General features: G+C 68.4%; 24 protein-coding genes. 13 read left to right on the forward strand and 11 right to left on the reverse strand.

Features of this window, described 5'->3' with window-relative positions:
- Positions 1–51: 51 nt before the first annotated feature.
- The 9 genes from ABZS64_RS19165 (at position 52) to ABZS64_RS19205 (ending at position 7,386) form a co-directional block, all read left to right on the forward strand.
- The gene (locus ABZS64_RS19165; protein WP_355830580.1) at positions 52–828 is read left to right on the forward strand and encodes an arylamine N-acetyltransferase; all 777 of its coding nucleotides are present in this window, start codon (positions 52–54) and stop codon (positions 826–828) included.
- Between the two features lie 11 nt (positions 829–839).
- Complete coding sequence (locus tag ABZS64_RS19170; RefSeq protein ID WP_355830582.1) at positions 840–1,085, forward strand: hypothetical protein; 246 nt, start codon at positions 840–842, stop codon at positions 1,083–1,085.
- A gap of 75 nt (positions 1,086–1,160) precedes the next feature.
- Positions 1,161–2,147, forward strand: coding sequence for a DNA polymerase III subunit delta (holA, locus tag ABZS64_RS19175; RefSeq protein ID WP_355830585.1), 987 nt, complete (start codon positions 1,161–1,163; stop codon positions 2,145–2,147).
- A gap of 716 nt (positions 2,148–2,863) precedes the next feature.
- Complete coding sequence (locus tag ABZS64_RS19180) at positions 2,864–3,406, forward strand: hypothetical protein (protein ID WP_355830588.1); 543 nt, start codon at positions 2,864–2,866, stop codon at positions 3,404–3,406.
- Positions 3,403–3,750 (forward strand): hypothetical protein, encoded by a 348-nt coding sequence (locus ABZS64_RS19185; RefSeq protein WP_355830590.1) that lies wholly within the window; start codon positions 3,403–3,405, stop codon positions 3,748–3,750. The genes ABZS64_RS19180 and ABZS64_RS19185 overlap by 4 nt, the downstream gene beginning before the upstream one ends.
- A complete protein-coding gene (locus tag ABZS64_RS19190) occupies positions 3,747–3,959 on the forward strand; it encodes a hypothetical protein (RefSeq protein ID WP_355830593.1) in 213 nt (70 codons plus the stop codon). Before ABZS64_RS19185 ends, ABZS64_RS19190 begins: the two co-directional genes overlap by 4 nt.
- On the forward strand, positions 3,956–4,153 hold the full coding sequence (locus tag ABZS64_RS19195) for a hypothetical protein (protein WP_355830596.1): 198 nt from the start codon (positions 3,956–3,958) through the stop codon (positions 4,151–4,153). Before ABZS64_RS19190 ends, ABZS64_RS19195 begins: the two co-directional genes overlap by 4 nt.
- On the forward strand, positions 4,150–5,124 hold the full coding sequence (locus tag ABZS64_RS19200) for a hypothetical protein (RefSeq protein WP_355830598.1): 975 nt from the start codon (positions 4,150–4,152) through the stop codon (positions 5,122–5,124). The genes ABZS64_RS19195 and ABZS64_RS19200 overlap by 4 nt, the downstream gene beginning before the upstream one ends.
- A 108-nt stretch (positions 5,125–5,232) precedes the next feature.
- Complete coding sequence (locus ABZS64_RS19205) at positions 5,233–7,386, forward strand: cell division protein FtsK (RefSeq protein ID WP_355830600.1); 2,154 nt, start codon at positions 5,233–5,235, stop codon at positions 7,384–7,386.
- Between the two features lie 174 nt (positions 7,387–7,560).
- Here ABZS64_RS19205 and ABZS64_RS19210 read toward each other — a convergent pair whose 3' ends face one another.
- The 10 genes from ABZS64_RS19210 to ABZS64_RS19255 form a co-directional block, all read right to left on the reverse strand.
- Complete coding sequence (locus ABZS64_RS19210) at positions 7,561–11,901, reverse strand: hypothetical protein (protein ID WP_355830603.1); 4,341 nt, start codon at positions 11,899–11,901, stop codon at positions 7,561–7,563.
- 61 nt (positions 11,902–11,962) lie between these two features.
- The gene (locus tag ABZS64_RS19215) at positions 11,963–12,277 is read right to left on the reverse strand and encodes a hypothetical protein (protein WP_355830606.1); all 315 of its coding nucleotides are present in this window, start codon (positions 12,275–12,277) and stop codon (positions 11,963–11,965) included.
- Positions 12,274–12,660 carry a hypothetical protein gene (locus ABZS64_RS19220; protein ID WP_355830609.1) on the reverse strand — a complete coding sequence of 129 codons (387 nt, stop codon included), beginning with the start codon at positions 12,658–12,660 and terminating at the stop codon, positions 12,274–12,276. The genes ABZS64_RS19215 and ABZS64_RS19220 overlap by 4 nt, the downstream gene beginning before the upstream one ends.
- 294 nt (positions 12,661–12,954) lie before the next feature.
- Entirely contained in the window at positions 12,955–13,554 is a 600-nt protein-coding gene (locus ABZS64_RS19225) for a hypothetical protein (protein WP_355830611.1), read from the reverse strand.
- Entirely contained in the window at positions 13,551–13,793 is a 243-nt protein-coding gene (locus ABZS64_RS19230) for a hypothetical protein (protein WP_355830614.1), read from the reverse strand. The genes ABZS64_RS19225 and ABZS64_RS19230 overlap by 4 nt, the downstream gene beginning before the upstream one ends.
- Positions 13,790–13,951, reverse strand: coding sequence for a hypothetical protein (locus ABZS64_RS19235; RefSeq protein WP_355830617.1), 162 nt, complete (start codon positions 13,949–13,951; stop codon positions 13,790–13,792). Before ABZS64_RS19235 ends, ABZS64_RS19230 begins: the two co-directional genes overlap by 4 nt.
- Positions 13,948–14,910 (reverse strand): AAA family ATPase, encoded by a 963-nt coding sequence (locus ABZS64_RS19240; protein WP_355830620.1) that lies wholly within the window; start codon positions 14,908–14,910, stop codon positions 13,948–13,950. The genes ABZS64_RS19235 and ABZS64_RS19240 overlap by 4 nt, the downstream gene beginning before the upstream one ends.
- Before the next feature lie 149 nt (positions 14,911–15,059).
- Complete coding sequence (locus ABZS64_RS19245) at positions 15,060–15,920, reverse strand: bifunctional DNA primase/polymerase (protein WP_355830623.1); 861 nt, start codon at positions 15,918–15,920, stop codon at positions 15,060–15,062.
- On the reverse strand, positions 15,917–16,162 hold the full coding sequence (locus ABZS64_RS19250) for a hypothetical protein (RefSeq protein WP_355830626.1): 246 nt from the start codon (positions 16,160–16,162) through the stop codon (positions 15,917–15,919). The genes ABZS64_RS19245 and ABZS64_RS19250 overlap by 4 nt, the downstream gene beginning before the upstream one ends.
- A complete protein-coding gene (locus tag ABZS64_RS19255) occupies positions 16,159–16,389 on the reverse strand; it encodes a DNA-binding protein (protein ID WP_355830629.1) in 231 nt (76 codons plus the stop codon). Before ABZS64_RS19255 ends, ABZS64_RS19250 begins: the two co-directional genes overlap by 4 nt.
- A gap of 128 nt (positions 16,390–16,517) precedes the next feature.
- Here ABZS64_RS19255 and ABZS64_RS19260 point away from each other — a divergent pair, with 128 nt between their 5' ends.
- Together ABZS64_RS19260 and ABZS64_RS19265 are read left to right on the forward strand one after the other, a co-directional pair.
- The gene (locus ABZS64_RS19260; protein WP_355830632.1) at positions 16,518–16,976 is read left to right on the forward strand and encodes a helix-turn-helix transcriptional regulator; all 459 of its coding nucleotides are present in this window, start codon (positions 16,518–16,520) and stop codon (positions 16,974–16,976) included.
- Positions 16,976–18,166, forward strand: coding sequence for a tyrosine-type recombinase/integrase (locus tag ABZS64_RS19265; protein WP_355830635.1), 1,191 nt, complete (start codon positions 16,976–16,978; stop codon positions 18,164–18,166). Before ABZS64_RS19260 ends, ABZS64_RS19265 begins: the two co-directional genes overlap by 1 nt.
- A gap of 198 nt (positions 18,167–18,364) precedes the next feature.
- Here ABZS64_RS19265 and rpsT read toward each other — a convergent pair whose 3' ends face one another.
- Positions 18,365–18,631, reverse strand: a complete 267-nt coding sequence (gene rpsT, locus ABZS64_RS19270; protein WP_355830638.1) for a 30S ribosomal protein S20 — start codon at positions 18,629–18,631, stop codon at positions 18,365–18,367.
- 210 nt (positions 18,632–18,841) lie between these two features.
- Between rpsT and lepA the strand changes: the two genes are divergently transcribed.
- Positions 18,842–20,707, forward strand: coding sequence for a translation elongation factor 4 (gene lepA, locus ABZS64_RS19275; RefSeq protein WP_355830641.1), 1,866 nt, complete (start codon positions 18,842–18,844; stop codon positions 20,705–20,707).
- 289 nt (positions 20,708–20,996) lie between these two features.
- Positions 20,997–22,886 carry an AMP-dependent synthetase/ligase gene (locus ABZS64_RS19280; protein ID WP_355830644.1) on the forward strand — a complete coding sequence of 630 codons (1,890 nt, stop codon included), beginning with the start codon at positions 20,997–20,999 and terminating at the stop codon, positions 22,884–22,886.
- Positions 22,887–22,902: the final 16 nt, after the last annotated feature.

A 22,902-nucleotide genomic window follows, 5' to 3' on the forward strand; every position in this document is an offset into this window, starting at 1 on the left:
TAGGACCAGCGGTGCATGGCGTGCGGACACCCCGCGCGCGACACTCTCCTCATGGACGCCTACCTTCGCCGTATCGGCGCGAGCCGCCCGCAGCGTGCCGACGCCGACGCGCTGCGCGACCTGCAGTTGCGGCACTTGCAGACAGTCCCGTTCGAGAACCTCTCCATCCATCTCGGCGAGGACATCGTGCTGGAGGACAAGGCGCTCCTCGCGAAGGTCGTGGAGGGCAGGCGCGGGGGATTCTGCTACGAACTCAACGGTGCCTTCGCCGCTTTGCTGCGCGATCTCGGCTTCGGTGTGACCCTTCTCCAGGCCCGGGCCTTCGGCGAAGAGGGCCGACTCGGCATCCCGTACGACCATCTCGCCCTCCTTGTCGAGACGACGGACTCGACGGGCCCGTGGCTGGCCGATGTGGGCTTCGGCGACCACTGCCACTACCCGCTGGTGTTCGACGAGAGGGGAGATCAGGAGGACCCGGCCGGTACGTTCCGGATCGTGGAGGTTCCGGAGAGCGGTGATCTCGATGTCCACCGCGACGGGAAGCCGCAGTTCCGTATGGATCGGCGGCCGCGGGTGCTGGACGACTTCAGGGCGGGTGCCTGGTGGCACCGCACCTCGCCCGATTCGCACTTCCCGCGGTCCGTCGTGTGCTCGCTGCTCACCCCCGAGGGCCGGATCACGCTCAGCGGCCGCACGTTGGTCACCACGGTGCGGGGTGAGCGGCATGAGCAGCCGCTCGGCGACGACGCGGCCGTGCTGGCGGCGTACCGCGATCACTTCGGGCTGGTGCTCGACCGCCTGCCGTCGGCTCCCGGACGGGCGGCCTGAACAATGTCCTTGTGAGTGCTGTGAGACATGTACTGGTACTGCCCGACCGCGATGCCGCGGAGGAGACGGCCGAGGCCCTGCGCGACCGCTTCGGCATCCCCGATGAGCCCCTGCTCGTACGGGACGCCCTGGCCGGTGAGGACGACGCCGAGGACGCACAGTGGCTAGTGGTCGTCGAGGACCCGGAGCGGCGGCTCGACCCGGTGAAGCTGGACGAGTTCGTGGGGGAGTGGGACGGCTGGCTCGAGGAGCCGTAGGCGCCGTGGTGGCCGGGGGAGCAGTGAGCGCCGGGCCGGGAGCAGTGTCAGTGGTGCGTGGGATGCTGGGTCGCGATGGCCACCAGGAAGAATTCGACCGACGATCCCCTCGCCCCCGTGACGCTCGCCGTGGGCCAGGAGGATTTGCTTCTCGACCGTGCCGTGCAGCAGGTGGTGGCGGCTGCGCGCGCCGCCGACGCCGACACGGACGTGCGCGACCTCACCGCCGATCAGCTGCAGCCGGGCACGCTCGCCGAGCTGACGAGCCCTTCGCTCTTCGCTGAGCGCAAGGTCGTCGTCGTGCGGAACGCGCAGGACCTGTCCGCGGACACGATCAAGGACGTCAAGGCGTATCTCGATGCGCCCGCGGAGGAGATCACGCTCGTTCTCCTGCACCCCGGCGGGGCGAAGGGGAAGGGGCTGCTCGACGCGGCCCGTAAGGCGGGGGCGCGCGAGGTCGCGTGCCCGAAGACCACGAAGCCGGGGGAGCGGCTCACGTTCGTACGCTCCGAGTTCCGCGCCCTTGGCAGGTCGGCGACGCCCGAGGCGTGTCAGGCCCTGGTCGACTCGATCGGCAGCGATCTGCGGGAGCTGGCCGGCGCCGTGTCCCAGTTGGCGGCCGACGTGGAGGGGACGATCGACGAGGCGGTCGTCGGGCGCTACTACACCGGCCGGGCCGAGGCCTCCAGCTTCACGGTCGCCGACCGTGCGGTGGAGGGGCGGGCGGCGGAGGCGCTGGAGGCGTTGCGCTGGTCGCTGTCGACCGGGGTCGCGCCGGTCCTGATCACCAGCGCGCTGGCGCAGGGGGTGCGGGCGATCGGCAAACTCTCGTCCGCCCGTGGCGGGCGGCCCGCGGATCTCGCGCGTGAGCTGGGCATGCCGCCGTGGAAGATCGACCGCGTGCGGCAGCAGATGCGGGGCTGGACTCCGGACGGGGTGGCGGTGGCGCTGCGGGCGGTGGCGGACGCGGACGCGGGGGTGAAGGGCGGGGGCGACGACGCGGAGTATGCGCTGGAGAAGGCGGTGGTGGCGGTCGCGCGCGCGGCCAGGTCGCGGCGCTGAGCCGAGCCGGGCCGGGCCGGGCGGCGCCCTGCGGGGGGCCTTTCCCCTACCCGCCCCTTCCCGAACCGGGGGCAAGCCCCCGGACCCCCGGGGTTAGGGGGACGGGGGGTACTTCGTACCCCCCCGCACCCCCGAGGCGCCAGCTTCGCGGCGCCAAGCCCCGGCCCCCGCACCCCCGAGGCGCCAGCTTCGCGGCGCCAAGCCGGGCCACCTGCCCCGAAGCGCCAGGCTGCGCGGGCGCCAGTCCGGGCCCCCTGCCCCGGCCCCCGCTACGGGCGCCAGGCCCGGGCCCCCGCACCCCGAAGGGCCAGCTCCGCGGCGCCCCGCCGGCGCCCCGGCCACCCTCCCGGCCCCCCGAAAAACGCCGAAAGCCCCGGTCCCGTCCTGGGGAAGGACAGTTACCGGGGCCCCACGGTTCAAGCTGGTGCGCCGCACCCGCGTGGCGAACGCAGGCCGCGTGCGATGACGGGGCTGATGTGACCAGCGGAAAGCCGTCAATGACCCTCTGACCTGCGACTTTCTTGTGAGCGGGCATTCGCTGGTATTAGCCCGTATCTGGATCTCATGTGTACGGCATGTGTACGGCGGAACTGTTGCTATCCAGGATCGCATGGTGCTATACAGGAACAACCGCTCGCGAACGTGAGCGACCCCGCCCGGTGCTGAGAACACCGGAACGGGGCCTAGGTATCGACCCTCCTTGAAGGGACCGAACCATGTACGAAACCGTATCTGGCATCGTCAAGCCGTCCGGGGCCTACGTCGCCCCGTCGTCCGATCTGCTGAACGGCATCCCCGTCCAGCCGGTCCCGTTCGAGCTCACCGCCGCGGCGCTGAAGGCGCTCGACGAGCCGCGCACCTGGTCGTTCATCAGCACCGTGTCCGGCGACCTGGTGGCTGTGACCTGCATGCAGGGCTGCCAGATGGACCACAGCCACGACATCGAGACGCCGACCCACCCCGATGACATCTGGTGCCAGACCGTCAGCCGCACCGTGACGCTGCCGGTCAACGACAGTGGCACTCCGGAAGAGGTGCCGGTCCTGTCGTGGACGCTGAACGCCCGTCCCTTCGACCGCAAGCTGAGCGAGCGTCTGCCGCACGCCTGCGTCGAGGTGATGCAGGACGCGTGGATCGAGGATCTGGACCCGGACGCGTTCGAGGGCGTTATTGACACGCTGGAGGAGCGGGTCAGGGCGATGCGTGCCGCGCACGCCGAGCTGCTGCGCGTCCGTGCCGCGTACAAGGCCGGCCGATGAGCGAGCGTGTAGCTCTGTCGCTGGTTCGCCGGATCCTGACCGATGCGTTGGAGACCCGGCGGGCTGGCGACCAGTTCGTGCGGAACCTCGCGGGCCGGATTGGTGAGCTGGAGCAGGCCATCGCCGCCGCGGTGACCGTGATGGATGAACTGTCCGCCGGCGACTCGGACCCGGGCCTGGCCCTGGCGCAGCGGATCCTTGCTGACGTCATCGCCCCGGTGCCGCCGAGCCTGGCCATCGACCGGAACTATGTCCGCACTCTGGCTGCCCGTGTCGGCGCGCTTCAGCAGGCGATGCGTGCCGCGCTGACGGTGCTCGAGCTGGCAGAGGGGGCGGAGAAGTGAGCGCCAACGCCCCTCTGCACGACCCCGAGCGCGACGCCGACCACTGGACGCCGCCGCTGGACATGGCCCGCTCGCTGGCCCGCCAGACCCTGGCCAAGCACGAGGGCGCGAACATCCACGACGACCGCGCCATGCTCCGCGCCGCCGTCGGCCTCGAGTTGGTACTGCGGGACCTGCTGAACGCCCTCGACAAGGAGGCCGGCCGGTGACCAGTGCCTGGCCTGTCCGTCGCCCGACCGAGAACGCCGCGCTCCGTGCGGCCGACCGGTCGGAGCGGCGGCTCCCTCCCGTTCCGGCGATCCTCGCCGACCTGCTCACCGCCAATCAGCTGGGCGACCGGCACGGCGTGAACCTGTGCGCCCACCTCGTCGCCCGCGTCGTAACCCAAGGAGAAGTCCAGTGAAGTTCCGTGAAGAGATCCGTAAGCGCACGGTGCCGCGCACCATCGACGGCATCACCAATCAGGTGACCGAGTCGTACAGCGTCCGTACTCCGGTCCTGCCGCGTGACCTTGACCAGCTGGCCGTGCGCGGCGCGGCCGGCCTGGTGCTCGCCCTCACCGCGATCGCCATCGTCTGGTCGACCGTCAGCATCGGCTCTCTGCTCGGTGGCGGTGTCGGCTACGCCGCGGCTGTCCTGGCTGACCTGTCGTGGCTGACCGTGCTGGTTCTGGAGTGGCTGGCCCGATTCGATCCGGCGAAGCGGAAGTTCCCCCGCAAGCTGGGATGGCTGCTGGTCGCGTTCGCGGCCGGCGCCATCTTCTGGCACGGGATGCTCGTCGGATCGGTGGCCCTCGCGGTGGTGGGCGCCTCGGTGTCCGTCGTCTCGAAGCTGCTGTGGCTGGCCGTGTTCCGGTTCATCGACCGTGACCTGTCCGACGCCGATCGGCAGTGGGTCGCGGCGGAGATCAGCAAGGCGAACGCGAAGCTGGCTGTGTCCGGTGTGCGCCGCCAGGCCGCCGCTGCCGAAGCCCGTGCCCGCCTCGAGATCCTGGCCGCTGAGCAGACGCTGAGCGAGCTCGACGAGTGGACCGAACAGACCCCGGCCACACCCGAACTTGTCGCCGAGCGGGTGTCTGGAATTGCAGACACGGAGCCTGAGCGTGTGCCGCTGGCCAGCGCGAATGATGTTCGGACAGAGCAGCAGCAGTACCGGCTCGACCACTTCGCCCAGCGCTGGGTGCCGTCCGAGAAGCCGGAGGTGCCGAGCATCGCCGAGCTTGCCCGCGAGCAGATCACCGCCGGGGCGGACAACAAGGGTGCCGTGAACGAGATCCTGCGCCGCATCCCGAACGCCAATGCCGAATCCGTCGCCGCGACTGTTCGCCGTGAGCGCCGCGGCCTGCAGCCCAACCAGACGAACGGCTACCTGTAGCCACGCCCCGGGGCGGCCGTCATCCGCCAAGACAGCCGGCCGCCCCGGGCCTCCCGCCTGAAACGAAATCCGTGACGAAATCCGTGACGAAAACAGGAGACGACCAGCATGACCGACATCGCCCCGATCAAGTGGGATGCCTGGCCCCCGCCCGAGGACGACCTCCGCGACGCCGTACCGGCCGCCGAGCCGAACCCCTTGGATAAGATCCAAGAGGTTCCGGCCGCCGCGGTCGAGGCACGGCCGCGCCGCCGGGTCCGTATCGACTCGCTGCGCCGCGTCGTCGTCGAGACCCGCAGCAACCCCGTATACCGGTTCACCGTCCGCCACGGCGCCTACCTGGTCGGCGGCAGCCGCATCCTCACCCGCCGCGCGTGGGACTCGAGGACGACCGCCCGCCACGAGCGGTTCATGCGCATCGCCGAAGCCTCCGGGAACGAGGAAGTCGCCCGGAACTGGGAGCAGCGCGCCTACATCTACCGGATGGCGCGGCACCGGCGGCGTATGGAGCTGCTGCAGCTGGCCCTCAGCGCCCCGAAGGCTGTCGCCACAACCGCCGGGGCCAGTGCGGGTGTGCTGCTGCTGCTCGGCGTCATTCTCGCCTGGTACAACCGCGACATCCGCGACATCCTCACGCCGATCAGCACCGTGGTCGATCTGATCGGCTGGCTGGCGTTCATCGTCAGCGTGGTGTGGGACCCGCTGCTGTTCTCCCTGCCGTGGCTGGCCCTGGCCGGTGTGTGGGCGGTCGGCCGGCACCAGCAGACGGCGCCGACGTGGGCGCTGCCCGTGGGCGGCGACGAGCGGGACGTCGTACCTGATGAGAACGCCATCCTGCGGGCCCTGGGCAAGCTCGGTATCGCCCCGCTGAACGCAGCCCTCAAGGAAGGCTGGAAGCCCCGCTGGGTGCAGCCGTCCACCCGCTCCGGGAACGGGTGGCACGCGCAGCTGCAGCTCCCGGAGGGCGTGCCCGTCGAGATGATCGCCGACAAGAAGCAGATCCTCGCGCACAACCTGATGCGCAAGCCCATCGAGGTCTGGCCGACCGAGCCGCGCGACCAGGCCGGCGTGCTGGACCTGTGGGTCGCCGACCCTGGTGTACTCACCAAGCCGGTACCGCCCTGGCCGCTCCTGACGGAGGGCACCACCGACTTCTTCAAGGGCGTCCCTGTTGCACTCAACGCCCGCGGCGAGCAGGTCATCGCGCGGCTGATGGCCGCGAACTACCTGATCGCCGGGATCATGGGTTCGGGTAAGTCGTCGCTGGTCGTCGCCCTGCTGCTCGGCGCGATGCTCGACCCGCTGGTCGAGATCGACGTGCACGTCCTGGCGTACAACAGCGACTACGACCCGATGCGGCCCCGCCTGCGGAGCCTGGTCAAGGGCGACGACGACGAGCATGTCGTTGCGGCCATGGACACGCTGCGCGCCCTGGCCGGTGAGGTGTCCCGTCGCGGGCAGGAACTGGAACGCCTCGGCACGGACACCAAAGTCACTCGCGAGATGGCGGAACGCGACCCGTCCATGCGGCCCCGGATCGTCGTGTTCGACGAGGTCCACGAGCTGTTCGGGCACAAGGAGCACGGCAAGGAAGCCAAGGAACTGGCGCTGAAGGTCACCAAGAAGGCCAGGAAAACGGCCATCATGCTGCTGTGGATCACCCCGGATGCGGATGCGGCGAGCCTCCCGCGCGGCATCTCCAAGACCGTTTCCCACCGGGTCGCGTTCGCGATCAACGACCACCAGGGCAACGACGCGATCCTCGGCACCGGCATGCACAAGAACGGGTACTCGGCGACCACCCTCGTCGCAGGTGAAGACGTCGGCACCGCCATGGCCGCAGGCTTCGGGAAGACTCCCGGGCTGATCCGCTCGTACTACGTGCGGAAAGAGGCAGGCATCGACGAGGTGACGCCGGTCGTTGAGCGGGCGATGAAGGCGTACAAGAACGATGACGGCGTGTACGAGGTGGCCACCTTCGCCCCGGTCGACCACCTCACCGACATCGCGGCCGTCCTCGGACACGCGCCCAAGATGCGCACCCAGGACGTGCTGCGCGGGCTCGCCGAGCACAACCCGGACGCCTACGGTGAATGGTCGTTCGGCCACCTGCGGCGCGTCCTCGACGAGGCCGGGCACGGCGAGTACAAGACGGACGGCGGGCGGCAGCACGTCAGCCGGCAGCGCATCGTCGACGCCATCGCCGACCGCGAGCAGGACGGCGAGCCGGACGAGACGGACGACGAACGCGACGCCATCTGACGACAGGGAGGCGCCCGGATCTTGGGGAGTTCTCCCTCACCGCCTCCCTGTACCGCCTCCCTCAGGGTGACCTGCACATATGGCCGCCGAGGGAGGCAGGGGAGGCAACGCTGAAGGGGAGTCCAGGAGCCCGTATACGGGCCTCTGGACTCCCCTTTTCTGCTTCCCTCCCTGTCAGCCCTTCCGGCCGGCCCGGATGGTCGAGATGAGCTCGCCGTTGCTGCGGTGGATCTCGGTGCGGGCGATGTCCGTGATCTCACGGTCGCCGACGTACACCGACACGCTCAAGTCGCCGATGCCACCATCCGTACTCATCCTCGTCAGCGCATTGGCCTGCTGCGTGGTGAACACGGGCTCCGGCCTGCCGGTGCCGTTGTAGGCAAGGGACAGGCCCTCGGGCAGGTAGCCACCGGAGTCGTACTTGCCGGGCTGGAAGCCGTAGACGTCCTGGAAGAGCATCGACATGGCGCCCCGGGCCCGCTTGCCGACGACGACACCCTCGCCGCCCCTACTCTCGACGTTGACGCCGCCGAGGGTGCCCGCAGTGTGGCCGACTCCCGCATTCGTGATGCCGATCTGGAACGGGCTCTTGCCGTTCAGGACCCATCCGGCCGGTGCGGTCTTCCCGGAGAAGGATCCCGTTGCCCACCGGCGGTGCGGCGCCTGCCCCCGGATCACGGACTCGATCGCCGACATGAAGCCGGAGCAGTCCCAGGACGGGTTGCCGTTGCCTGCCCACTGATACGGCAGACCGGCCTGCGTGCGAGCCCACTTCAATCCGGCCTGGATCCGCGGTCCGCCGAGGCCGCCGCCGCCCTTCTTGTCCGCCTCTTTCGAGTATCCGAACATCGAGTCGAGGATCTTCGTCGGGATGCGGCGGATCATCTTCCCGAAGCTGGTGTCCGCGCCGGGGAACTTCTTCAGGATCGGGTCCACGGCAGCCTTCACGCCGGCTCGGGCTGAAGACTCGAGAGTGTCCCCCAGCCAGCTGGCCGTCTTCTTGATGCCGTCCCACGCCTTCGAACCGGCGCCCGCGGTGGTCTTGGCGATCCAACCGAAGATGCCGCCGTCGGAGAACTGCTGGCTAGGGAGCGGGTTACCGCCGAGAGTGGGCGCGAGGGCCGCCTTAACGCCGGTTGAACCCCGTGAAGAGGCGATCTTGTTGAGGGTGTTGATGAAGCCGCCACCCACCGCGCGGGTGAACTCCGGCCTCATGATGGCCTCGCCGCCGGACAGCTCGAGGCCGCCGCCAGTAGGGCTGTAGAACCTGTGGACGTCGCGGCCCGGGGTGTAGCCGGGCAGGACGCCGCCAGTCGCCCATCCCTTCAGCGACATCTCCGAGATGCTCGGTGCACCGAACGCGCCCGCAACCTTGTTCCAGACGGGGACGATGCCGTGGTTGTAGACCTTGTCGATGACGAACTTGACGGGCTTCTTGGCGATGCCTTCGACCTTGTCCCACGCCAGTTTGATGGCGTCCTTCGCCTTGCCGAAGGCGTCACCGACCAGCCCGACCGCCTTCTTGATGTTGTCGAACGCGGGCTTCAGGGCCTTGTTCCACAGCCAGGAAGCCTTGTCGCCGATGAACGTGAACGTGGGCTTCAGGATCTTGTCCCACAGCCACTTGGCCTTGTCCGACAGCGACTGGATGCCGAGCTTGAACAGGGCGAATGCAGGCTTGATCGCGTTGTTCCAGAGCCACTTGGCCTTGTCGCCGATGAAGCCGAACACGGGGCTGAAGACGTTCCGCCACAGCCAGACAGCCACGGCGCCGATGGCCCGGAAGGCGGGGCCGATCGCGTTGTTCCACAGCCACTTCGCGATCGCGCCGAGGACCTTGATGATGGCGATGATGGGCAGGAGGACGATGACGACTACGGCGGTGAGGAGAATTTTCGCGGCCAGGGCGATGGCGTTGAAGACGGGCGACAGGATGTTCTGCCACAACCACGTCGCCCACTTGCCCACCGTCTGGAGGGCCGTCCAGATGCCGTTGAACACCGGGCGCAGGACGTTCTCCCACACGAACAGTGCGGCCGTCTTGATGGCGTCCCAGACGACTTGGACGCCCTTACGGAACCAGTCGAACTTGTTGTACAGCAGGACCACCGCGGCAACGATGGCAATGATCGCCAGGGTTACCCAGCCCCACGGGCCGAGGTTCCAGATGAACGTGAACGCCGCGAGCGCCGCATTCGCCAGCCACTGCGTGACCGCCCACAACCGCACCGCAACAATCAGCCCGTACACCAGCTGGATCGCGCCCGGGAAGTTCGTCGCGATCCACGAGACACCGTCCAGCAGAGCACCGATCACCGCGAGGAGCGGTCCCGAGATCGGCGCCAGGGCGTGCCCCACATCGAACAGGGCCTTACCCAGCTTCCCGAACACCTCGGCAACCTTCGGCCCCATCTCCGAGGAGTACGCGAGGAACCGCTCAAACGCCGGCGAGCCCTTCAGCTGCGTACCCCAGGTGGCGAACCTTCCGGTGATGCGCTGCATGGTTTCGCTGATGCCGTTCATGTGGGGCAGGAAGGCCTGGATCACCCCGGCCATCCCTTTGAAGATCCGGCCGAAGCTGATACCGAGTCCCGTGATGGCGGGGCCCACGGAACCGGCAAGGTCCGCCTTGAACGACTGCCACCACGGCGACTTGAAGCCTGCCGACACCCGGTCCTGCAGTTTGCCGATCGCAGCAGCAGCCGCGAGCACGAACGGCGTGAGGCTGGGGAGCGACTTGCGGATGCCGTCCAGCGCCCTGGTGAAGATGGGCATCACCGCGGGCTGCAGGCTCTTGGACCAGGCGCCGAACGCGGTACGCAGGTTCACGAAAGCGTTCATCGTGCCCCGGGCGGACGGTGTCAGCTTCGCCAGCTCCGCCTGATACTTCGCCTGCGCGGTCGCCGCGGCATTCGCCCCGCCGGCCGCCGACTGCTGCGCCGACTGGATCTGCCGCTGAGCCGAGGAGATCGAGTCAGCCGCCGACTGCTGCGCTGCCGCCACATTCTTCTGAGCGTCAACGATCCGGCCCTGAGCCGAGGCAATGTCCTGCGCATTCTGCACCGCCTGCCGGGCCTGAGCGTCCTGAGCATCCTTCACCGACCTGGCCCGGTCCGCAACCTGCTGCTGCGCGTCAGCAAGACGCTGCTGAGCCGCACGGACCGCGTCGGAACCCTCCACCCCGGCCTTGTTGGCCTTCGCCACGTCGGCCTTCAGGCGGCCGTTCTCCTTACGCTGCTCCGCCAGCGCCTGCACCGCCTGGTCGTAAGACAGCTGCGCCTGGTCCCGCTCGAGCTGGGTCGCCTTCGAGCCGGCCGCCGTCGTCTTCGTCAGCTCGGCCTGAGCCTCCTTGACCCGCAGGATCGCGGCCCGCTCGTCCAGCGCCGAACCGGCCAGCCGGTCGTTCAAGTCCTGCAGCTGCTGCGCCGCCGACTTCCGCGCCGACGTCAGATCCTCCTGCGCCCGTACCGCGTCCTTCTGTGCCTGCGTCAGCTGCCGTTCGGCGTCCTGTACCTGCCGGGCCGCCTGCTGGCTTCTCTGGGACGCCTGAGCGGCCACCTGAGCCGCGTTCTGCCTCGCCTTGGTCACCGCGTCCTGAGCCGCGGCCACCTGCCGCGCCCCGTTCCGCTCGGCAGCAGCCAGAGCCTGCGTCGCCGACGCCATCTGAATAGCCCGCTGCTGCGCCGCCACAGCCGCACCCGCCCCGCTGCCCGTCGACGCCGTGGCAGCATCCTGAGCGGCCTTCTGCGCCTGCAGAGCCGAGGCGATGCCTTTGAACGCAGGAATCGCGACCAGACCCACAGCGCCCACACCCACGGACGCAGCAACACCAGCCGCGGCAATCGCCCCGAGACCCGCCAGCACAGCCGGAATCGCCGGGAGGATCGCCGGCCCGAACGCGAGAGCAGCCGTCGTCAGCAGATTCAGATTCGCCGCAGCCGTATGCGTGTTCACGTCGACGTCGACGTCCTGGCCGTCCAGCCGGGCAATCTCAGCCCGCAGAGCAGCCAGCTCCCCCGTCGCCGCCGCGGTGTTGATGCGTACCGCAATGTCGGGATGCCTCGCCCCGAGCCTGGTGAGCTCCCGCTCCAGCTCGTCGACCTGCCGGCGGGCGGTCGCCGCGTCGATGTCGATACCGATCCGCTGACTGGCCAGCGTCTCCAGCTGCACACGCAGCGCCCGGATATCGGCGTCAGCCTCGGAGGTGTTCGCGCCGATCTGAATGTCAGGCAGGCTCCGCAGCGCCGCCTCCACCCTCGTGCGGAACGTGCGGCCGAACGCGCCACCCGCATCCCCGCCCTGACGGCCCGCGGCAACCGTCGCCTGCCGGCCGCCCTGGGTGACGCCATCCCGGACCGCGTTCGTCACCTGCACGGTGATGCGGCTACCGATGATGCGGCCCATGTCGTCGCCCACACGCGTTGCCGCAGGCGTCAGCCCAGCCCTGAGACGGGCATAGATCCCTTGGGTGTTCGGAATCACGTCGACTTCGACGGACCCCACAGTGATAGCCATAGCTGCCCCTTCCGGCAGTCCATGGCGCGGGCCCTGAAGGAGAGTTCAGCTGGTGCAGTTGTCAGCGGAGCTTGATCGGGCGGGCCTTGCGGCGAACCGTCGCCCGGTTCACCTGGGGGTCATCGTTGACTGGCCTCGAGCTGGTGGTGAACACGTCGCCCTGCGGGGGCCGCACCTCTCGAGGAAGTTGCCGCACCTGGATCTCTCGCCCCGCCGCCCACTGCTCCCGGGCCTCCCGCCAGGCGAACAGCCCGAGGTACCAGGTCGAATACCAGGGGCACGGGTCGTCAGCGGCGGCCGGCGGACGCCAGTCCCGCCAGTCGTAGCGCAACAGATACTCGGGAGCGCCCCGCTGATCCGGAGCGCGGCGCCTCACGCCAGCCTCCGCACGCCATACGAGCCGCGGGCAGCACCGCGACGCTGCGGGCGCTCATCCTCCTCGCCCGACGGCATCCGCAGCGAGGCGAGCAGCCGGGCCAGCACCAGCGACTGCTGCCGGTGCTCAGTGATCACCGGGTTCGTCACCTCCTCGCCCTTGGCGTTCGTCACCGTCAGCCGGCCACGGGCCGCCGCAGCGGACAGCCGGTCGAGCAGGTCTGCGGTGCGGCAGGCCTGGAGCAGTAGCAGCTGCTCGTGAACGTCCAGGTCGAACGGGGCGGCCACCGACTCCCACAGCCGAGTGCCCGACTCGTCGAGGCCATCCGGCACGGGTGTTACGGCTACAGCCTTCTGACCTGCAACGATGTCCAGATGGGTCATGATCCGTCCTCCTAGAGTCTCTGACGGAGTGTCAGCGTATTCGGTAAACCCGCAGGTCAGCGGGGTGCATGGGAGCGTTTCAGGTCTCAGCCACAGTCACCTGCTATACGGTGCCGATCGCTGGAGATCCACTAGGGGGGTATCCCCCCACCCCTTGGGGTGCCCCGACCGGCAGGCGCGGTGCCGGTCGGGGCGTCGACGCTGGTGCAGTCGCGAGGTAGCCGGCTGCCGCACCATGGGTCCGAGGCTCGTCGCAGAGGTGAGCCTCAGTGCCGTTGACGTCGAGTCGGTTGGTCATGCTGCGACGTCGCCGTCCAGCGGCAGCGCTGCAAGGGCGTCGACCCGAGCACCCGACGTGTCGCCCAGTCCCTCGGGTGCAACGACCCCGTACTGCATGGCCTGTGTCAGCTTCCACACTGGATCGTTGGTGTCGGGCAGCGACTGCATTGCCTTCAGCGTCTCGGCTTCGTTGGGCCTGTCGGCCACGTACTGGTGGACGAGCGCGGACCAGGCCGGCTCGCCGCTGTGGTCGGCTGCGCGGGCGGCGATGGCCTTGGCCATGATGTGGTCGCCTTCGCGGTCGGCGCGACGCAGCGCGTGCTCGGCTTCCCTGGGTGTCTCGAACCTGGCTGCCCGGTCGTTGGCGTCGCGTCGGGCGATGACGGCTTGCGGGTCGGGGCTGAACCCGTTGGTGCCGAACAGCTTGCGGTCGAGCTTGGCCCGCTCATGTCCGATGGCTGCGATCTCTTCCTCGCGGAGTTGTGCGATGGCGTCGCGGGCTTCGACGTAGGCGCGGGCGAGCATGGTCTGCTTTGCGCGGGGGGCAAGGTCGCGCTTGCTGTTGATGGCGCGGGCCTTGTTGTTGAGCTGCTGGCGGATCTCTTCGGCGTTCATCGGGTCTTCCCTTCGGCTGCGTCCGTGGCGGCGAGGGCCTGCACGGCGGTGATGATGGTCTGGATGTCGTCGGGGTCGAGGACGTCGCGGAGGGTGCCGGCCATGGTGAGCAGGGCGCCTTCGGCGACGGCCGCGGTCTCTTCCTGGGTGAGGGTGTGGAACAGGGTCTGGATGGCGGCGGGGTCGTCGCGGAGCGCGGCGACGACAACGCCGTAGGCAGTCAGGTACGGGTCGCTCACGACGCCTCCCCTCTCGGCCGCCGCCGGAGCTTCTGCCGCTTGCGGGCTTCGAGGCCGTACCGCCTCGCCTCGGCGAGCTCGGTGCGTTCCTTCTTGCGGCGTGCGATGCGCAGCCGGGCCGCGTCTATCCGCTCCTGTACGAGGTCGTTGACGTTCACGACGCCTCCTCTTCGATGCCGGGGATGGAGTCGGTTGCGATGTAGAAACCGCGCTTCGGTTTCATGAGCCGGCCGGACTCCTCGAGGCGGCCGAGGTACTGGTAGGCGTCCCTGCCGAACTTCTCCACGACGTCCTTCGCCTTGCATCCGTCGGGGTGCTCGCGGACGAACTGGAGGATGTTCACGGACACGTCGCCGAGCCCGGATGCGTCTTCCCTGCGCTGCGCGGTGGCCGCGGCGTCCGCCAGATTCAGGCCGTCGAGCGTCCACAGGCCGCTGTCCATGACGAGCGCGTACTCGGCTTCTTCGACGTCTCGCCCGGTGACCATCAGGAGCGCCTCGGTCGCCTGCCGCTTGCGGGCGAGGACGACGATGGTGTCCGCCGCGCCGGCCAGCCCGTGAGTGCCGGACACGGAGTCCACGAAGTCCTCTGAGGCGGCCTTACGGTCGTGGTGCAGGGCGCTGATGGCCAGGCCCGGGTTGGCGTCCGCCACCCGCTTGAGAGCGCCCGCCACCCGGTAGTCGCGCTGATACGCAGACTCACCGGGCATCGACGGCGGCATGACCTTGCCGAGCGTGTCGATGACGATCAGCGCGGTGTCCGGGTACCGCCGGATGAACGCCTGCAGGGTGTGCACCACGAAGCCCGGCTGAATGTCGGTCATGTAATGGAAGAGGTCCGGGATGGGCTCGTCGCCGAGCAGCGTCCGGCACCGGTCCTGCATACGGCGGTCGCCGTCCTCCAGGGCCAGGTAGAGGACGCGGCGCTTGCCCGCCATGGCGATCTTCCCGACCGCTTCCCTGCCGCCCGAGACGGCCAGCAGGAAGTCCAGTGCCAGCCAGCTCTTGCCTGCCTTCGGCGGTCCGATGAGCAGCGAGAAGCCTTCCGGCATCAGCCCGGGGATGGCGTAGCTGAGAGGCGCGAATGTCTGCTCGTCGAGCCATGAGCCATCGCGCATAGCAGCGAGCAGACGGGCATCGAACTCGGCATCACTGATGCTGTCAGAACCGTCAGAAGTGTCAGAAGGCATAGGCGGCTCGACTTCCGTTTCTGACAGTCCTGACGGTTCTGACACGAGTGCGAGAGACCCGCTCGTCGGACGGCTCATCAGGAGACCCCCGCTGCACGTCGGGCCGAGGCGTAGGTACGGCGTGCCTCGGCCTCAGCCAGACCCGTAGAGACAGCCGCGTCGACAAGCGCAGCCTCGGCGGTCAGGGCGTCGATATGCCCGTCTCCCACGTGAGCCCAAGCCTTGGCTGCAGCCCAGTACAGGCGGTCGTTGCGCGTGCCTTCGGGCGCTCCGAGAACAACCCGCAGCAGGCCGTTCAGGGCCGCGTCGGCAGTGCACTGTAGGGACTCCCGTCGTACCGGCCGCTTCGGTGCGGGCGGGGGCAGCATCAGCTTCAGCAGCTGGTCGGGGACCGGCTGGACGTCGACCTCACCGAGGCGCGGATGCACCTCGTACTGCCCGGCCTTGCCCCAACTGCCGGGGCCGACGACGTAGCCACCGGTTCCTCGCACGTCGATGCCGGGGCCGAGGCGCCCGGCCGAGTTCGGCACGGTGACCCCGGCCGGGATGGACAGCCACAGGTGAAAGCCGCCCGACGGGGTGCACACGGTCATGGTCTGCGGGATGGCGAACCCGTGCTCGGTGGCCAGCTGGTTGAGGCTGGCGACCCCGTCGACCCCGTTCTTGCGGTCGAGGTCGAGACCGACGAACTGGCCGATGCAGGAGATCCCGTACCCGGCTGCGCGGGGCGCAAGGTCAAAGAGGATACGGGCATGAGCGGCCACGCTGGTTGCGTCGTGAACACCGTGGCCGGCCAATCCGCAGTCTCCCTTGCAGCTGTGGCCCCGGTCGTGCGGGGACTTGATGGCGGGGGTCTTGTTGATGGAGAGCGGGAACACTGCGTACCCGCGCTCTGTGGCGTACAGGGCTGCGTCCAGAGCCTTCTGCCAGGCGTTCACGCCGCCCCCTTGGCTCGGGGCTGCAGGTCGTACTCCGTGCCGCAGGGCCCCGTGACCTTGCCGAGGTGTACGTGACGGTGCCAGTCGCTGCACTTCGGGCAGTGAGCGAGGAATTCGACGCGTCCCCTTGTGACGAGGACGAGCGGTCGCGCTACGCTGGCAGCGTTCTCGCCGCCCGCAGCGAAGAGGACTTCCTGAGAAGGGCCTGTCAGCAGCAGGCCCTTCTTTGCGTTCTGGCTCATGCCGCCTGGCCTCCCGAGACGGTGCGCGCGTCGAGCCACTTCTCGATGGCGCTGCGCCGGTAGAAGACGCGGCCGGCTCGCCCCTCGGACGTCTTGATGTAGTCGGGGCCATCCCCACGCCAACGTCGTTCGGCGAGCGATGAAGCGCTACCGAAGATGGGGTACTCCCGGATCACCTCTTTGGCGGACAGGAGCTGATCAGTGCTGGGTGTTGCGCTGGCCTTCACCAGTTCACCTCTCTCTGCAACATGCGTTGCTAACTAGAACCAAGTGGTCCTATGCTGCACCCATGGATCAGAGAGTAGCGCATACCGGCTGCAATACAAGGCGATCGCTGTTGCTTACGCTGCTACCCATGAGCGAGCAGCAGCGCGGACGCCGCGCCATCGAGGCAGGCCCGACCGGCAAGACCGTGGGCGAGAACCTGGCCCGACTCCGGAAGGTTCGTGGGCTCACCACTCGACAGCTGTCCGGACTGCTCGAACGCAACGGGCGTCACATTCCGGCGTCGGGCATCACCCGCATGGAGAAGGCGGAACGGCAGGTGACCGCCGACGAACTCGTGGCGCTCGCTGCGGCCCTCCGCGTCAACCCTTCCGCCTTGCTGCTGCCCCTCAACGACGACCCGGCGACCACCGTAGAGATCACGGGCGTTGGCACCGTGAGTGCCGAGGATGCATGGGACTGGATGGACGGCGAGATGCCGATCGAGCCCATCGAGCCGGGAGACCCGAGCGGGGCGATTCTCCAGTTCCAGCTCTACGCCCGCCCCGCCGGCCGACGCATGCAGCTATCGCCTGGCGAGGAGGATTGATGGCGAAGGTCTGGATCGAGGATCGCGCCAACCACGCCGACTATCAGCAGGCGCTGGAGAAATGGGCCGAGGCCAAGAAGGCAGGCAGCAAGAGGAATTCTCCGGGCAGATGGCGAGTGCGGTGGTACGGGCCTGACAACAAGCCGAAGGCCCTGACGTTCCAGAAGCTGCCGCAGGCTGAGGCAGAGAAGCGGGGGCTTGAGGAGCGGCTGGGCAAGGGCTCGTATCGAGATCCGAAGCAGGGGAAGACGCTGTTCTCGGACGTGGCCGAGGAATGGTTCGGGTCGCTGCGCAAGCAGGCAGAGCGGACCAAGAACGACTACCGCGAACTGCTCGATCTGTACGTCATCCCGAAGTGGGGGACTTGGCAGGTAGCTGCGATCCGGTGGGAGGACGTCTCCGGCTGGGTGACCGAGCTCTGCGGCCAGCCCGGCAAGCGCGGCAAGCCACTGTCGCCGGCCCGCATTGCGAAGACGCACCTGGTCTTCAGCATGGCGATGAAGCGCGCCATGCAGTCAGGGAAGATCCCGACGAACCCCGCGGCAGACCATGAGCTGCCGCGCATCGACGACGACGGCGAACACGTCTACCTCACTCATGACCAGCTGGCGGCGCTTGCCGACGCAGCGGGGGAGTACCGGACGTTCCTTCTGGTGCTGGGATACTGCGGCATCCGCTGGAGCGAGGCCACGGCGCTCGAGGCCGGACGGCTCCAGCTCGACACGCGCCGGCTGCGGATAGTGCAGGCGCACACCAGGGTCAAGGGCGGTATGAAGGTGGGGCCCGTGAAGAACCATGAGCGGCGCTCGGTGCCCGTGCTGGCCTCGATGGTTGAGGAGCTGCGGCCCATCGCCGAGCAGCGGAAGCGGGGTCAGCTGCTGTTCGTCGGTGACGACGGCACGCACCTGAAGTACACGACGTTCCGGCCGAACGTCTTTGACGCCGCGGTGAAGGCGGCCGGCCTTGACGGGCTGGGCATCACGCCGCACAAGCTGCGGCACACAGCGGCCAGTCTCGCCATCGCGGCTGGAGCGGACGTGAAGGTCGTGCAGCTGATGCTCGGCCACAAGTCCGCGGCCATGACGCTCGACGTCTACGGGCATCTCTTTCCGGACCGTCTGGACGAGGTGGCCAACGCGCTCGACGCCGGACGTAAGTCCGCACTGGCCGCCCGTACTGCGAAGAGCTGATCAGATTCGTGTGTACAAAATGCGTACTGCCCGCTTCGGGGGGATCCGGGCGGGCAGTACGCAAACGGCCTGTGACCAGGCATTTAGCTGGTGCGCCGCACCCGCGTGGCGAACGCAGGCCGCGTGCGGCGCGGAGGGTGCCGGGTCAGGAGCGGAAGAGAGGGCCCGCTGAGTCCCTACCGGCGACAATCAAGAGGTTCAGCCCTGCAGGGAGCCAACCTTGGCGGCCAGCGCCGACTTCTTGTTGGCGGCGGCGTTCTTGTGGATGACACCCTTGGAGACAGCCTTGTCCAGCTTCTGCGACGCCTCACGGACGGCCACAGTGGCCTTCTCGACGTCACCGGCTGCGACAGCCTCACGGGCCTTACGGATCGAGGTCTTGAGCGACGACTTGACGGCCTTGTTGCGCAGGCGCGCCTTCTCGTTGGTCTTGTTCCGCTTGATCTGGGACTTGATGTTCGCCACGAAAGAGCCTTTTCAGGTTCGGTGAAACTCTGATCTCTGAGGTTGCGTCCCGCACTGAGAGGGCACGAGACACAGCTGCCCACGTTACCAGCCGTCCATCCGACGGCCCAAACCGGGCACAGCCCCGCAGCCATGGGACCATAGAGGCTACGTATCGATCCGACATCGCCCGAGACGAGACGCCCCGCGTCTCAAGAATCAGGACCCTGCGTGCCCGCGACTCCTACCAACGTCCCCGAGCCGAGCCGTACCGACCCGGCGCTGATCCGCAACTTCTGCATCATCGCGCACATCGACCACGGCAAGTCGACCCTTGCCGACCGGATGCTCCAGCTGACCGGTGTGGTCGACCAGCGGCAGATGCGTGCTCAGTACCTCGACCGTATGGACATCGAGCGCGAGCGCGGCATCACGATCAAGTCCCAGGCCGTCCGGCTCCCCTGGGCCCCGACCGAGGGGCCCGATCAGAGCAGCACCCACATCCTGAACATGATCGACACCCCCGGGCACGTTGACTTCACCTACGAGGTGTCGCGGTCCCTCGCCGCCTGCGAGGGCACGGTCCTGCTGGTCGACGCCGCCCAGGGCATCGAGGCGCAGACCCTCGCCAACCTCTATCTGGCGATGGAGAACGACCTCACGATCGTTCCGGTCCTCAACAAGATCGACCTGCCGGCCGCCCAGCCGGAGAAGTTCTCCGAGGAGCTCGCCAACCTCATCGGCTGCCAGCCGGAGGACGTCCTCAAGGTCTCGGCCAAGACCGGCGTCGGCGTCGAGGCCCTGCTGGACCGGGTGGTCCGCGATGTCCCCGCCCCGGTCGGTGTCGCCGACGCCCCCGCCCGCGCGATGATCTTCGACTCGGTTTATGACTCGTACCGCGGTGTCGTGACGTACGTACGAGTCGTCGACGGGCAGCTCAACAAGCGCGAGCGCATCAGGATGATGTCCACCGGCGCTACGCATGAGCTTCTCGAGATCGGTGTCTCCTCTCCCGAGATGACCCCGGCCGACGGCATCGGCGTCGGCGAGGTGGGCTACATCATCACCGGCGTGAAGGACGTGCGTCAGTCCAAGGTCGGTGACACGATCACCTCCTTCACCAAGGGCGCGACCGAGGCGCTGGGCGGCTACAAGGACCCCAAGCCGATGGTGTTCTCGGGCCTCTATCCGCTGGACGGCTCGGAGTACCCGGACCTCCGCGAGGCCCTCGACAAGCTGCAGCTCAACGATGCCGCGCTGGTCTACGAGCCGGAGACCTCCGCGGCCCTCGGCTTCGGCTTCCGCGTGGGCTTCCTCGGTCTGCTGCACCTGGACGTCATCCGCGAGCGCCTGGAGCGCGAGTTCGGCCTGGACCTGATCGCCACTGCCCCCAACGTGGTCTACCGCGTGGTCATGGAGGACGGCGCCGAGCACACCGTCACCAATCCGAGTGAGTTCCCCGAGGGCAAGATCTCCGAGGTGCACGAGCCGGTCGTACGGGCCACGATCCTCGCGCCGAGCGAGTTCATCGGCTCGATCATGGAGCTGTGCCAGACCCGCCGCGGCACGCTGCTCGGCATGGACTACCTCTCCGAGGACCGGGTCGAGATCCGCTACACCCTTCCCCTCGCCGAGATCGTCTTCGACTTCTTCGACCAGCTGAAGTCCAAGACCCGCGGCTACGCCTCCCTCGACTACGAGCCCACCGGCGAGCAGTCCGCCAGCCTGGTCAAGGTCGACATCCTGCTGCACGGCGACAAGGTCGACGCCTTCTCCGCCGTCACGCACAAGGACGCGGCGTACGCGTACGGCGTGCGGCTCGTCGCCAAGCTGCGCGAGCTCATCCCGCGGCAGGCCTTCGAGGTGCCCATCCAGGCTGCCATCGGCTCCCGGGTCATCGCCCGGGAGACCATTCGCGCCATCCGCAAGGACGTCCTCGCCAAGTGCTACGGCGGTGACATCTCCCGTAAGCGGAAGCTGCTGGAGAAGCAGAAGGAAGGCAAGAAGCGGATGAAGATGGTCGGCAGCGTGGAGGTCCCGCAGGAGGCCTTCATCGCGGTGCTGTCCAGCGACGAGGGCGGCAAGGCGAAGAAGTAGCCCCACGTGTCGTGAGTGGCCGCGAGTGGTCGCGACTGACGAGCGAAAGCGCCCGCCGGGGGTCCGGACGGGCGCTTTTCGCGTGTCTGGCAACGCATCGCCCGTTACGTGAGGGATACACCGACCAGCGCTTCCGGCCAGCGATCCGCGGGTCCGTTCGTTATCAAGCGGCAGCCCGCAGCCTCTTACGCACCGGCTTTGTGCGTTCTACTCTGATCACGGCTCGATGGTTACTCGCCAGTTTAAAAACCAGCCAGTTGTGCATGCTGCCGCAGGCCCGGAGGACGTCGTGAGCGACACACAGACCCTGATCGAGAACCGACCGCCCTCGGTGGCGATCCTCTTCGCCGAGCGCGTGGCGGCCACGCCGGACGCCGCGGCCTACCGGTATCCGGTGGCCCCCGCATCCGGTGATGGGCCCGACGACTGGAAGTCGCTGAGCTGGGGCCAGGCCGCCGAGCGGGTCTACGCCATCGCGGCCGGTCTGATCGATCTCGGCGTACAGCCCGAGGAGCGGGTCGCGCTCGCCTCCTCCACCCGGGTCGAGTGGATCCTCGCCGACCTCGGCGTGATGTGCGCGGGCGGTGCGACCACGACCGTCTATCCGTCCACGAACGCCGAGGAATCGGCGTACATCCTCTCCGACTCCGCCAGCCGGGTGCTCATCGCGGAGGACGCGTCCCAGCTGGCGAAGGCCCGCGAGAAGCGGGCCGATCTGCCGGAGCTGAAGCACGTCGTCGTGTTCGACATGACGGGCGTGGAGCCGGACGAGAACGACCCCGAGGGCTGGGTGCTCTCGCTCGCCGACCTGGAGGCGCGCGGCGCGGAGTACCTCGCCAAGCACCCCGACTCCGTCAAGGAGCGGATCGCTGCGATCACCTCCGACCAGCTGGCGACGCTCATCTACACCTCGGGCACCACGGGCCGGCCCAAGGGCGTGCGGCTGCCGCACGACAACTGGGCCTACATGGCCAAGGCCATGGCCGCCACCGGCCTGATCGGCCCGGAGGACGTCCAGTACCTCTGGCTGCCGCTCGCCCATGTCTTCGGCAAGGTGCTGACCTCCGGGCAGATCGAGGTCGGGCACGTCACCGCCGTCGACGGGCGCGTCGACAAGATCATCGAGAATCTGCCGGTGGTGCAGCCGACGTACATGGCCGCTGTGCCGCGCATCTTCGAGAAGGTATACAACGGCGTCGCGGCCAAGGCGCGGGCCGGTGGCGGCGCGAAGTACAAGATCTTCCAGTGGGCCGCCGGGATCTCCCGCGAGTACGCCAAGGCCGCGCAGGACAACTTCCGCCGTACGGGCACGGCCTCCGCGCCGTTCGGGCTGACCGCCAAGCACAAGGTCGCGGACGCGCTCGTCTACTCCAAGCTCCGCGAGGCCTTCGGCGGGAAGCTGCGCGCCGCCGTCTCCGGGTCCGCGGCCCTCGCACCCGACATCGGTTACTTCTTCGCCGGCGCCGGGATCCACATCCTGGAGGGCTACGGCCTTACGGAGTCCAGCGCGGCGTCCTTCGTCAACCCGGGCGAGGCGTACCGCACCGGCACCGTCGGCAAGCCGCTCCCCGGCACCGAGGTGCGCATCGCGGACGACGGCGAGATCCTGCTGCGCGGTCCCGGCATCATGGAGGGCTACCACGGGCTGCCCGAGAAGACCGCGGAGGTCCTGGAGTCCGACGGGTGGTTCCACACCGGGGACATCGGCGAGCTGTCCGCGGACGGCTACCTGCGGATCACCGACCGCAAGAAGGACCTGATCAAGACGTCGGGCGGAAAGTACATCGCGCCGGCGGAGGTCGAGGGTCAGTTCAAGGCGGTGTGCCCGTTCGTCTCCAACATCCTGGTGCACGGCGCGGACCGTAACTTCTGCACCGCCCTGATCGCGCTCGACGAGCCCACGATCCTCGGCTGGGCCAAGGAGAACGGTCTCGACGGCAAGCCGTACGCCGAGGTGGTGGCCACCAAGGAGGCCGAGCAGCTGATCGCGGGCTACGTGAAGCGGCTGAACGAGGGGCTGCAGCGGTGGCAGACGATCAAGAAGTTCCGGCTGCTGCCGAGGGATCTGGACATTGAGCACGGGGAGCTGACGCCGAGCCTCAAGCTCAAGAGGCCGGTTGTCGAGCGGGAGTACAAGGACCTCATCGAGGACATGTACGCGGGCTCGCGCGAGGCGTAGGCGGGGCCACCGGGGC

The sequence above is a fragment of the Streptomyces sp. NPDC005408 genome (genome assembly GCF_040606445.1).
Classification (GTDB): domain Bacteria; phylum Actinomycetota; class Actinomycetes; order Streptomycetales; family Streptomycetaceae; genus Streptomyces.

Bases quoted from the DNA above. Each gene is read 5' to 3' on its own strand.
- ABZS64_RS19165 (WP_355830580.1), top strand. From the start codon at position 52: ATGGACGCCTACCTTCGCCGTATCGGCGCGAGCCGCCCGCAGCGTGCC.
- holA (WP_355830585.1), top strand. From the start codon at position 1,161: ATGGCCACCAGGAAGAATTCGACCGACGATCCCCTCGCCCCCGTGACG.
- ABZS64_RS19180 (WP_355830588.1), top strand. From the start codon at position 2,864: ATGTACGAAACCGTATCTGGCATCGTCAAGCCGTCCGGGGCCTACGTC.
- ABZS64_RS19185 (WP_355830590.1), top strand. From the start codon at position 3,403: ATGAGCGAGCGTGTAGCTCTGTCGCTGGTTCGCCGGATCCTGACCGAT.
- ABZS64_RS19205 (WP_355830600.1), top strand. From the start codon at position 5,233: ATGACCGACATCGCCCCGATCAAGTGGGATGCCTGGCCCCCGCCCGAG.
- ABZS64_RS19210 (WP_355830603.1), bottom strand. From the start codon at position 11,901: ATGGCTATCACTGTGGGGTCCGTCGAAGTCGACGTGATTCCGAACACC.
- ABZS64_RS19220 (WP_355830609.1), bottom strand. From the start codon at position 12,660: ATGACCCATCTGGACATCGTTGCAGGTCAGAAGGCTGTAGCCGTAACA.
- ABZS64_RS19225 (WP_355830611.1), bottom strand. From the start codon at position 13,554: ATGAACGCCGAAGAGATCCGCCAGCAGCTCAACAACAAGGCCCGCGCC.
- ABZS64_RS19240 (WP_355830620.1), bottom strand. From the start codon at position 14,910: ATGCGCGATGGCTCATGGCTCGACGAGCAGACATTCGCGCCTCTCAGC.
- ABZS64_RS19250 (WP_355830626.1), bottom strand. From the start codon at position 16,162: ATGAGCCAGAACGCAAAGAAGGGCCTGCTGCTGACAGGCCCTTCTCAG.
- ABZS64_RS19260 (WP_355830632.1), top strand. From the start codon at position 16,518: ATGAGCGAGCAGCAGCGCGGACGCCGCGCCATCGAGGCAGGCCCGACC.
- ABZS64_RS19265 (WP_355830635.1), top strand. From the start codon at position 16,976: ATGGCGAAGGTCTGGATCGAGGATCGCGCCAACCACGCCGACTATCAG.